This window comes from Edaphosphingomonas haloaromaticamans (assembly GCF_001853345.1).
Classification (GTDB): Bacteria; Pseudomonadota; Alphaproteobacteria; order Sphingomonadales; family Sphingomonadaceae; genus Sphingomonas_E; species Sphingomonas_E fennica.
Genome location: NZ_MIPT01000001.1, coordinates 223,465 through 233,739, shown reverse-complemented (window position 1 = coordinate 233,739; position 10,275 = coordinate 223,465). Strand labels below are relative to the sequence as shown.

Sequence of the window (10,275 nt, the reverse complement as noted above, 5' to 3'; positions counted from 1 at the left end):
CGAAGACGTCGGCGGAACCCCAGGATTTGAGGAGTTCCTCAATGCCATGGCCAAGCCGCGCCATCCCGAGCGCGCGTCCATGGTGCAATGGTATGGCGGCGTCTTCGATCCCACCGATATCAGCCCCGACGAGATCAACGCACGCATGGCGAAGCTCGCCAAGCGACGGGCACAGGGAAGAGCCGCCTACACCGACGCTAAATCCCGCGACAGCTAAGCGATGGCGGTTTCCTGACCACGCTTACGCTGCAAGCAATCGGCATGGCGTTGCCGTTTCGGGCGGTTGGAAGTGTCGGACCAGCGCGTGAGGCAGGGACGGGCCGCCTATGGCGAAAGGGAGCCGCACCCTGCCTTGTGTAGGGTGCGGCCCATATTCGGCCCGAAAGGGAGAGGTCAGTCTTCGGGCGCGATCGTGACGGCTAAACCGTTCAGATGTTGTCCCACGACGATCTGGCACGCTAGGCGAGACCGGTCGGTGCGGTGCGCGGAGCTTTCAAGCAGGTCGCTTTCATCGTCGGACAGTGGGGGCAGTTCATTCGCGAAATCAGGGTCTACGTAAACATGGCAGGTCGCGCAGGAACAACAACCGCCACAAAGAGCAAGCAACTCGTCCAGCCCGCTCTCGCGAAGCGTCTCCATGACCGTGCGTCCTTCATCGGTTTCGATCCTGCGCGATTCCCCCTCGCGCGTAACGACAGTGATGTGCATCCTGGATGGTCCTTACTGCCCGGCGGACCACACGAGCGGCACATTCTCGACGGCGGCGACGATGCCCGAATGATAGACAGGCTTGGAACCGTCCCTCAGGCGGAAGTCGGGAATGCGCTTCAGCCATTCCTCGAGCGTCACGATCACTTCCATCCGGGCAAGGTGCATGCCCGCGCAACGATGCGGCCCGCCACCAAAAGTGGTATGGGAAATGCCCCGACGTTCCAGATTGAGCCGCCAGGGGTCCGGATTCTCCTTCTCGTCCAGGCCATGAAGGGCTGTCGGCAAGAGGATCATGTCGCCGCGTTTCAAATGCACGCCCTTATAGTCCTGATCTTTCGCCGACATGCGGGCTTCCGACACCACCGGGAAACGGCGGAACATCTCCTCGGCGCTGCGCATCAGCTTGAGCGGATCGCTGCGCAGTTCGGCGGCGATCTCGGGATTTTGTGCAAGATGGATCATCATGAAGCTGAGGAAGTTGACGACCGTGTCGAGACCGCCGAGCAGCAGCAGGGAAATGAGGCCGAGCGCCTTGTCATGGTCGATCGGCTGGCCATTGATCTCGGAGTTGACCATGATGCTGATCAGGTCGTCGCCGTCGCCGCCGCGCCGGGCTTCGATGATCGGCTCGACATAGGCGAAGAAGCCGCGGTTGCCCTCTTCGAGGACGGCTGCCATCTCCTCCGGTGTGTCGCCCTCCGGCCGTGTCATCATATGGGCGAAACGGCTGAGCTTGGGCACGTCGTCCACTGGCAGATCGGCCAGCGCCATGAACACGCGCACCGGGAAAACATTGGCATATTCCGCGGAGAAGTCGCACCCGCCCTTTGCAAGGAAGCCCTCGATCAGATCGATGGCGACCTCCCGAACCTTGCTTTCGACCTTGCGAATCTGGGCAAGGCTCAAACCCTTGTCGAGCGCGCGACGATAGGGCGTGTGCTCCGGCGGATCCATCCGCGTCGGCACCATCTGGTATTTTTCGCCGGCCTCCTTGGGCAGGAAAATGACTTCGCTCGAAAAGCGCGAGGGGTCGCTATAGATTTCCCGAACGGTGTCACCGTTCGTGGCGATCCAGTGGCCTCCGGTGAAGGGGGTCCAGATCAGTTCCGGCACGCCGGGCTGTTGCACCCGTTTCCATGCTTCATGATAGCCCTCTTCGATGCCGTCCAGCGCGTACATGTCGATTTCGTAGACACGGTCGGTCGGGACGTTCGAAGGCCGGGGTGTACGTGCCTTGCTTGCTTGTGGCTGCTCGGAAACGGTTGCCAAGGTCTGCTCTCCTCAATGTGGCGATGCTTCGGGACATGCTCTTGTTTTGTTTTGCGTGTAGCATACACGCACGAATCGGGTGCCGCAAGTGATTTCAATGTGAGTGTTGACTCCATAGGTTGCCTGGACCGGCGCGTTTTGGCAGGGGTGGCCCATGAAGATGCGCGAACTGGAAGAACGGACTGGGGTCAATCGCGAGGTCATCCGGATCATGCTCCGCGAAGGTCTGCTTCCAGAACCACGACGTTCGTCCCGGAACGCCGCTGATTATGATGAAGCGCATGTACGGGGTATTGCGGCAATCAGGCGGCTGCAGCAGTCGACCCGGCTCACCTTCAAGGAGATCAAGGCCGCCATGGCAGGCAATGGCGGCACCCCGGCCTCCGCCTACGCCAACCTGGAGGAGTTGCTGGTCTCTCGCTTTGGCCTGGAGAACATTCAGTCCATTCCGATATCGAGTCTCGTGGCTCGCTATCCCAATGCCGAAAGGGATGCGCGCGCCTTCGCGGAAATGGGAATGCTATCGATTGTCGATCAGGAGGGCGGGGAATCTCTCAGCCTGACCGACGCCCGTCTGGTTGAAATCTGGGGCCAGATCCGCGAAGCGGGATTTGTCGAAGAACGCGGTTTTCCGCCCGAGAACATCGCTTTCTATCGCGACGCCGCGCGAATGGTCGCAAAAAATGAAGCGAGGATATTCTTTCAAAACAGCCATGAGAAAATCGACGACGAGAAGTCGGCATCCATGCTTCATATTGCGCTTCCGCTCATGCTCGATTTCTTCGCTCTGCTAAGAATGAAGGCATTCATGAATGACCTGCATTCATTTGTCGCGCCTGCACAGACAACTGACCGGCATACCCCCGACCCAAGATCGACCTGCACTCGGTAGTGTTTTGCCATTCAAATTAGTCGGCCGGACAATTCCCGCCGCCGACCGGTGGCACTCTCCCCAGGAAGAAACGCAGCAATCAGCCGCCACTCAGCATCGCTCAAATCCGTCTGGTATCGCTTCGCCACGCGCGTACGTGCGCCCATATGTCAAGGCGCAGAAGAACGATGATCGCGACGCCGAGGGGATCGCCGAGGCGGCGTCGCGCCCGACGATGCGCTTCGTCGAGCTCAAGAGCGAAGAGCAGCTGGACATCCAGACACTCCATCGGGTCCGTTCGCGCCTCGTGGCCGAACGGACCAACCTGATAAATCAGCTCCGCGCCATCCTGCTGGAACGCGGAGTGACCTTTCCGGTCGGGCGACGCAGGCTCGAGCAAGGCGTGACCGGCTTGCTCGCTGAAGCTGCCGAGACACTGTCTCCTCGGATGAGCCGGTTGCGCTGGCCAACAAGCTGGCCCGAATCGCCTGGGCAGCCTTACGCAAAGAATCGTCGTTCGAGCGCAGCTACCTTGTCGCAGCTTGATCAGGATCGCTGCTCGCTCCGACGGGAGTAGTCCACGAGGTTTGCAGGAAGGATTGAAGATGGCCTGACAGTCGATCGGCGTTCGGAAAGCCCGGCGAATGGAATGGCACTCGATGCCGTGCATATTAGTAGGCTCCGGACGCGCGGATATCCATCTTGGCCGTGGGCTCGCCCATGAGACCGTATAAGTTGCCGCAGACTGATCAGAAAGTCGCAAAAATCTGACTTGCAGACGGGGCGGGCCATAAGTTCCATTCACTCCGGCTCTCGTTCTTCCAAAGTCATCACGAGCACAATCGAGCGAACCATCTGGAGACCGTGGTGAAAGTTTTGCTTTTCAGTCCACGTAATGCGCCGTGGTTTTCGCCTTCACCTCCTCCGGGGTGACGCCGGGGGCGAGTTCGATCAGGCGGAAGGGGCTATTGTGGTCGGGCCGCTGGAACACGGCGAGGTCGGTAATGATCATGTCGACCACATTCTGCCCCGTCAGCGGCAGGGTGCAGGCCGGGATGAACTTCGGCGAGCCGTCCTTGGACGTGTGCTCCATGACGACGATGATCTTCTTGACGCCCGCGACCAGGTCCATCGCACCGCCCATGCCCTTGATCATCTTGCCTGGGATCATCCAATTGGCGATGTCGCCCTTCTCGGCCACTTCCATCGCACCCAGCACGGTGAGGTCGATATGGCCGCCCCGGATCATCGCAAAGCTGTCGGCGCTCGAGAAATAGCTCGACGAGGGCAGCTCGCTGATCGTCTGCTTGCCGGCGTTGATCAGGTCGGGATCGACTTCGTCCTCGTAAGGAAAGGGGCCGATGCCGAGCATCCCGTTCTCCGACTGTAGTGTCACCTCCACACCCGGCGGAATATGGTTGGCGACCAGCGTCGGGATGCCGATGCCCAGGTTGACGTAGAAGCCGTCCTGCAGCTCCTTCGCGGCGCGGGCGGCCATGGCGTTGCGGTCCCAGGGCATTATGCCGCCTCCCTCTGGCGCACGGTGCGGAATTCGATCTTCTTGTCGTAAGACGCGCCCAGGATCAGGCGCTTCACATAGATGCCGGGCAGGTGGATGGCATCCGCGTCGAGGCTCCCCACCGGCACGATCTCCTCCACCTCCGCAACGCAGATGCGGCCCGACGTAGCCGCCGGCTGGTTGAAGTTGCGCGCCGTCTTGCGGAACACCAGATTGCCGCTCTCGTCGGCCTTCCAGCCCTTGACGATCGACAGGTCGGCGCGGATGCCGCGTTCGAGGACGTAGGTCTCGCCGTCGAATTCCTTCAGCTCCTTGCCCTCGGCCACCAGCGTGCCGACGCCGGTCTTGGTGTAGAAGCCGGGAATGCCGGCGCCGCCCGCGCGCATCCGTTCGGCCAGCGTGCCCTGCGGGCAGAATTCCACCTCCAGCTCGCCGGCCAGATACTGCCGCTCGAACTCCTTGTTCTCGCCGACATAGGATGAGATCATCTTGGCGATCTGGCGGGTACGGAGCAGCTTGCCCAGGCCTTCATTGTCGATGCCGGCATTGTTGGACGCGACGGTCAGCCTCGTCACGCCCGACGCCACGATCGCGTCGATCAGCCGCTCGGGGATGCCGCACAGGCCGAAGCCGCCAGCCGCCACCGTCATGCCGTCGAACAGCAGCCCTTCCAGCGCCGCGATGGCGTCGGGATAGATCTTGTTCACGCCGACGCCTCCAGCCGTTCAATGACCATGGCGATGCCCTGACCGCCGCCGATGCACATCGTGACGAGACCGTAGCGGCCGCGGATCCGCTCCAGTTCGTAAAGCGCCTTGACGGTTAGAATGGCGCCCGTCGCGCCGACGGGATGCCCAAGTGAGATGCCCGACCCGTTAGGATTGACCTTGTTGGGGTCGAAACCCAGCGTTTGCGCCACCGCACACGCCTGAGCGGCGAACGCCTCATTCGCCTCGATCACGTCGATCTGCTCCAGCGAGAGGCCCGAGCGCTCCAGCGCGATCGGCACCGCCTTGATAGGACCGATGCCCATCCGATCGGGTCGAACGCCGGCATGGCCCCAGCCCAATATTCTTGCCCAGGGCCTGATTCCATGCGCCTCGATCGCCGCATGCGAGGCGAGCACCACGGCTGCCGCGCCGTCGTTGATGCCCGAGGCATTGCCTGCGGTCACTGTGCCGTCCTTCTGAAAGACGGGCTTCAGCTTCGCCATATCCTCGATGCTGGCGTCGGCGCGCACATGCTCGTCCCGGTCGAACGGTCGGACGCCCTTGCGGTCCCTGACTTCCACGGGCAGGATTTGCGTGTCGAAGCGTCCCTCGGCCTGCGCCCGCGCTGCCCGCCGATGACTGAGGACTGCCAGCTCATCCTGCATTGCGCGCGTGATCCCATAGTCGGCCGCCACATTCTCAGCGGTGACGCCCATGTGCATGCCTTCGAACGGATCGGACAACACAGTGAGGAGCGCATCGATCATCTGGACGTCACCCATCTTCTGGCCGAAGCGCGCCGCCGTCACATGATGGGGGGCGCGCGTCATCGATTCCGCGCCGCCCGCGACCGCGATCCCGCATTCGCCCAGCGCGATCATCTGCGCGGCCGAGACGATTGCCTGTACGGCTGAACCGCACAAGCGGTTCAGAGTCAGCGCCGGCGCCTCGATCGGAACCCCTGCCTCAATCGCCGCCACGCGAGAGAGATAGGCATCCCTGGGCTCGCTCGGGATGACGTTGCCCATGACGACATGCTGCACGGCGTCGGGCGTGAGGCCCGCACGCTTGACAGCCTCGGCGATCACGAGCGCGCCGAGCTTCGCGGGTGGAATGTCCTTGAGGCTGCCGCCGAAGTCGCCAATCGCCGTGCGAACGCCTGAAATGATGTAAATTGGATCCATATCGAATTCCTCAGCGCGGGGCCATGCGGAGCGCGCCGTCAAGCCGGACCGATGCGCCGTTCATGTAGCCATTGGTGATCAGAAAAAGCGCCGTGTCGGCATATTCCCGCGGTCGGCCCAGCCGCTTGGGGAACGGGACCGTTGCGGCCAGCGAATCCTGCACATTCTGTGGCAGGCCTGCGAGCATCGGCGTTCCCAATATGCCAGGCAGGATGACATTGCAGCGGATACCCTCGCTCATGAGGTCGCGCGCGATCGGCAGCGTCATGCCCTTCACCCCCGCCTTGGACGCCGCATAGGCCGCCTGTCCGATCTGGCCGTCCTCGGCCGCGACCGAGGCAGTGTTGATGATGACGCCTCGCTCGCCGCCCTCCAGCGGTTCACGGGTCAGCATGCCCGCCGCCGACTTGGCGATGCAGGCGAAGGTGCCGACCAGATTAATGCTCACGGTGCGCGCGAAGGTCGCGATGCGATGAGCGACAGGCTGGCCGCTGGTCTTGTCACGGGCGGCGGTCTTTTCACCGCTCGCGATGCCCGCGCAGTTGACGAGGATGCGCTCCTGCCCGTGCGCCTCGCGCGCCCTGGCGAAGCCGGCGTCCAGCGACGCCTCGTCCGTCACGTCCACCGCGCAGAAGATGCCGCCGATCTCCAATGCCACTGCTTCACCCTTCTCGACGTTGAGATCGAAGATCGCGACCCTTGCTCCCGCCGTCGCCAGGGCGCGCGCGGTCGCCTCTCCCAATCCCGATGCGCCGCCCGTGACGATCGCGGCCTTGCCCTTCACATCCATCTCAGTCCTCACAAATGATGTTCAATTACTGGTGACGAGGCTCAGCCCGGCCGACTGAAGCGGCTCCTCGCCGGGGTCGGGGATGGGTATACGTCCCGTGATGCTGAGGCCGAAGCCCGCGAGTGCGGCTGGCTTCGCGGAACTCGATGTGAGCAACCGCATATCGTGGACGCCCAGGTCCTGAAGGATTTGAGCGCCTATGCCGTAGTCGCGCCAGGCATTGCGGTCGCGATACTCGCGGCGCCCACCGGCAACGCGCCGCGAGATCGAGGCTGGGTCCGGGTCCTGGACAAAAACGGCAACGGCTGGTCCGTCGAACTCGGAGAGCGCCCTTAGCGCCTGGCCGACATAGTCGCGCCGGGCGGCTCGCCAGCCCAGCAGATCGGCGGTCAGGTCGAGCTGATGGACGCGTACGAGCGTTTGGGAATCGGGCCGGACGACACCGCGCACCAGCGCCACATGCTCGGACTGGTCGATGGTGTTCCGGTAGACGTGAATACGGAAATCCCGCCCGAAATAGCTATCGAACGGCGCCTCGGCCACCTTTTCGACCAGCCGCTCCGAGCGGCGGCGAAAAGCGATCAGATCGGCGATGGTGCCGACCTTCATATTGTGGGTCGAGGCAAAGCGAAGGAGATGGGGCAAACGGGCCATGGTGCCGTCGTCGTTCATCACCTCGCAGATCACACCGGCCGGATGAAGGCCCGCCAGCCGCGAGATATCGACTGCGGCCTCGGTGTGGCCCGCCCGAACGAGCACGCCGCCGTCACGCGCGATCAGGGGAAAGACATGACCGGGCGAGACAAGGTCCTCCGCCCGCTTCGACGGGTCGACCGCCACAGCGATGGTATGGGCGCGATCGTGCGCGGATATCCCCGTCGTTACCCCCTCGCGCGCCTCGACCGAAACGGTGAAGGCCGTGCCATGGCCGGAGCGATTGTTGGTCGTCATAGGCGGCAACTTGAGCTCCGATGCCCGCTCCCGCGTGATCGCGAGGCAGATCAGCCCGCGGGCATGGGTCGCCATGAAATTGATGAGCCTGGGCGTCGCGAACTGCGCGGGAACGATGACATCCCCCTCATTTTCGCGATCGTCGGCATCGACGAGGATATAGGGCAAACCGTTGCGGGCATCCTCTATGATCTCCTCGATCGAGGAAAGATCGGTCATATCAAAGCCTTTCTTGTCGGCAAACCGTCCGTGAAATCGCGGACATAGTCGGGATTGGGGCGGGCGATCGAGAATTGCGGCTCGGAAAACGAGTAGCAGGCGCCAATCCGTTCGGGCTCGTCCCGAATGGAATTCTCGTTCTCCTGGCCGATCAGATAGCGCCGTCCCCTCGCCACCAGGACGACCTTCTGAAGATGAAGGGCAAGCTCGACAGCGACGCCCTCGAACTGCCCCTCAGCCCACCGCACAAAACCTCCGAACATCGCGCGTCCCGCATATTCGGCAGGCGCGATGATCGTTTCACTATAGCCGACCTTCCAGCGATGGACCGCCTTGCCGTCGAGACAGGCTTCAACCCAGGCACCGGACTCCACGAGATCGGGCACGATGAAATCGAGAACCCTCTCCCCTCCCGCATTCGCGGCGTGGCTGATCGCGAAAGCGGCCAGATCGAAGATATGCGTGCAATTGCGCTGCGGCCGCCCTTCGCCATAAAGGTGGCGGCGCGAAACTTGTAGCGGAATGCCCACCAGTTCGTTCGCAGCAGTGTTCGCGCCTGGGCACGTAGAAAAGGGTGCCCGCCTTATCTCGGCCTGGATAGCCGTGACCGCAGTCCCGTCGTGATGCACGGTGCACGCCATGTCATGATAGTCATCGAAGAGATCGGCACGCACCTCACCCGCTAACGCCCGCATCCTGATGCGCCGCCTGTAGATTCCCTGGCCATATAGGGGGTTGGGCAAGAATCGATCCGCAAGGGCCATGGCACCTCATCCGGCCGCCGGGAGCAATGGCGAGAACTGCCCAAAACCGCCCTGGAAGAAGAGCAACGGCTTGTGCGGCTGCTCGACATCGAGCGCGTGAACCTCGCCCAGGACGATGAAATGGTCGCCGGCCTCATGAACGGCGTAAAGATCGCAATCGATCCAGGCGACGATATCCTCGAGGATCGGTCGCCCTTTCCCGGACAGGCGGTAAGGTATGCCGGCGAACTTGTCCTCCGCCTTGGAGGCGAAAGCGCGACATACCGGTTCCTGATGTTCGGCGAGGACATTGACGCAGAAATGTCCTGCTTCCCGGATCTTCGGCCAGCTCGTCGAAGATCGATCGGGAAAGAAGGCAACGAGCGGCGGGTCAAGCGAGACCGAAGTGAAGGTGCCGGCCGTCAGGCCGACCGGCTTACCGTCAGCCTGCATCGCGGTGATGACGCAGACGCCGGTGGGATAGTGCCCCAGGACGCGGCGAAAAGTCTTGGGATCAGTCGCGATGCTCATGCTCTCATCGTCCCGTCCACACAGGCTTGCGGCGCTCGACACCCGCCCGCTCGCCTTCCTTCTTGTCCTCGGTCTCGGCATATTGCTCGATCTCCTCGAAGCGGCTCATCAGGGCCACCTCGAGCGGATGGCCGGCACGCCCGAGCACGGCCGCCTTGGCTGCCTGGACGGCGAGAGGCGAAGCCGCGTTGAGCTTGGCCGCCCATTTGTCGGCGGCCTCGGCGAGATCGGCATAGGACACGACCTCGTTCACCAGCCCATAGTGGAATGCCTGGTCGGCCTTGATGCGCTCGCCGGTCAGGATCAGTTGCAGAGCGATGTGATGGGGAAGCTGGCGGATCGCGCGATGGACGACGCCGCATTCGCCGATGATCCCCACCTTGGTTTCGGGAAGGCCGAACTGGGCCGTGTCCGCCGCCACGATGATGTCCGCGCACATGGCGAGCTCGAACCCGCCACCGACGCAGAAGCCCTGCACGGCCGCGACCATCGGCTTCTTGCAGGTGACCAGCGGGCCGCCAATGCCGGTGAGGCCGCCACCGAGCGCCATGCGCGTCTTGCGCTCTGCGCCACCCGATACGTCGGCCCCGATGCAGAAGGACTTTTCGCCTTCCGCGGACAGGATCACCGCCCAGATGTCAGGATCGGCGTTGATCCGCTGCCACGCCCCGAAAAGCAGGTCATCCATCTCCTGCGTGATCGCATTCAATCCCTGCGGGCGGTTGAGATGGACTTTCGCGACGTGCCCCTCGACCGAAAAATCGACATCCGCCATAT

12 protein-coding genes and 2 pseudogenes are annotated in these 10,275 nt (G+C 62.8%); 3 read left to right on the top strand and 11 right to left on the bottom strand.

Annotated elements, in window-relative coordinates; translation table 11 throughout:
* Nucleotides 1-217: plasmid pRiA4b ORF-3 family protein (locus tag BHE75_RS22990; RefSeq protein ID WP_139181809.1), on the top strand; the 217-nt coding region annotated here is incomplete at its 5' end.
* A gap of 176 nt (nucleotides 218-393) precedes the next feature.
* On the opposite strand, the gene BHE75_RS01105 is transcribed toward BHE75_RS22990, so the two are convergent.
* The gene (locus tag BHE75_RS01105) at nucleotides 394-708 is read right to left on the bottom strand and encodes a 2Fe-2S iron-sulfur cluster-binding protein (protein ID WP_070931805.1); all 315 of its coding nucleotides are present in this window, start codon (nucleotides 706-708) and stop codon (nucleotides 394-396) included.
* Nucleotides 709-720: 12 nt separating this feature from the next.
* The gene (locus BHE75_RS01100) at nucleotides 721-1,890 is read right to left on the bottom strand and encodes a cytochrome P450 (RefSeq protein ID WP_084652827.1); all 1,170 of its coding nucleotides are present in this window, start codon (nucleotides 1,888-1,890) and stop codon (nucleotides 721-723) included.
* Between the two features lie 244 nt (nucleotides 1,891-2,134).
* Here BHE75_RS01100 and BHE75_RS01095 point away from each other — a divergent pair, with 244 nt between their 5' ends.
* The gene (locus BHE75_RS01095) at nucleotides 2,135-2,872 is read left to right on the top strand and encodes a MerR family transcriptional regulator (protein WP_070931801.1); all 738 of its coding nucleotides are present in this window, start codon (nucleotides 2,135-2,137) and stop codon (nucleotides 2,870-2,872) included.
* A 32-nt stretch (nucleotides 2,873-2,904) separates the two neighbouring features.
* Here the strand turns inward: BHE75_RS01095 and BHE75_RS23835 are convergent.
* A pseudogene (locus BHE75_RS23835) lies at nucleotides 2,905-3,018 on the bottom strand (transposase); the annotation flags it as partial.
* Here BHE75_RS23835 and BHE75_RS22985 point away from each other — a divergent pair.
* Nucleotides 3,006-3,311: pseudogene (locus BHE75_RS22985) on the top strand (IS110 family transposase); the annotation flags it as partial. The pseudogenes BHE75_RS23835 and BHE75_RS22985 overlap by 13 nt on opposite strands.
* A gap of 423 nt (nucleotides 3,312-3,734) precedes the next feature.
* Here BHE75_RS22985 and BHE75_RS01085 read toward each other — a convergent pair.
* From BHE75_RS01085 to BHE75_RS01050, 8 genes are read right to left on the bottom strand one after another with little or no spacing between them, the layout of a single operon-like run.
* Complete coding sequence (locus BHE75_RS01085; protein WP_070931798.1) at nucleotides 3,735-4,370, bottom strand: 3-oxoacid CoA-transferase subunit B; 636 nt, start codon at nucleotides 4,368-4,370, stop codon at nucleotides 3,735-3,737.
* Nucleotides 4,370-5,077, bottom strand: coding sequence for a CoA transferase subunit A (locus BHE75_RS01080; protein ID WP_070931797.1), 708 nt, complete (start codon nucleotides 5,075-5,077; stop codon nucleotides 4,370-4,372). Before BHE75_RS01080 ends, BHE75_RS01085 begins: the two co-directional genes overlap by 1 nt.
* On the bottom strand, nucleotides 5,074-6,264 hold the full coding sequence (bktB, locus tag BHE75_RS01075; protein WP_070935343.1) for a beta-ketothiolase BktB: 1,191 nt from the start codon (nucleotides 6,262-6,264) through the stop codon (nucleotides 5,074-5,076). The genes BHE75_RS01080 and bktB overlap by 4 nt, the downstream gene beginning before the upstream one ends.
* 10 nt (nucleotides 6,265-6,274) lie before the next feature.
* Nucleotides 6,275-7,054 (bottom strand): SDR family NAD(P)-dependent oxidoreductase, encoded by a 780-nt coding sequence (locus BHE75_RS01070; RefSeq protein WP_070931796.1) that lies wholly within the window; start codon nucleotides 7,052-7,054, stop codon nucleotides 6,275-6,277.
* Between the two features lie 21 nt (nucleotides 7,055-7,075).
* Nucleotides 7,076-8,224, bottom strand: coding sequence for a 3,4-dihydroxy-2-butanone-4-phosphate synthase (gene ribB, locus BHE75_RS01065; RefSeq protein ID WP_070931794.1), 1,149 nt, complete (start codon nucleotides 8,222-8,224; stop codon nucleotides 7,076-7,078).
* Complete coding sequence (locus BHE75_RS01060; protein ID WP_084652826.1) at nucleotides 8,221-8,988, bottom strand: DUF2889 domain-containing protein; 768 nt, start codon at nucleotides 8,986-8,988, stop codon at nucleotides 8,221-8,223. The genes ribB and BHE75_RS01060 overlap by 4 nt, the downstream gene beginning before the upstream one ends.
* 6 nt (nucleotides 8,989-8,994) lie before the next feature.
* Nucleotides 8,995-9,498 (bottom strand): flavin reductase family protein, encoded by a 504-nt coding sequence (locus tag BHE75_RS01055; RefSeq protein ID WP_070931790.1) that lies wholly within the window; start codon nucleotides 9,496-9,498, stop codon nucleotides 8,995-8,997.
* Between the two features lie 4 nt (nucleotides 9,499-9,502).
* Entirely contained in the window at nucleotides 9,503-10,273 is a 771-nt protein-coding gene (locus tag BHE75_RS01050) for an enoyl-CoA hydratase/isomerase family protein (protein WP_070931788.1), read from the bottom strand.
* Nucleotides 10,274-10,275 lie beyond the last annotated feature (2 nt).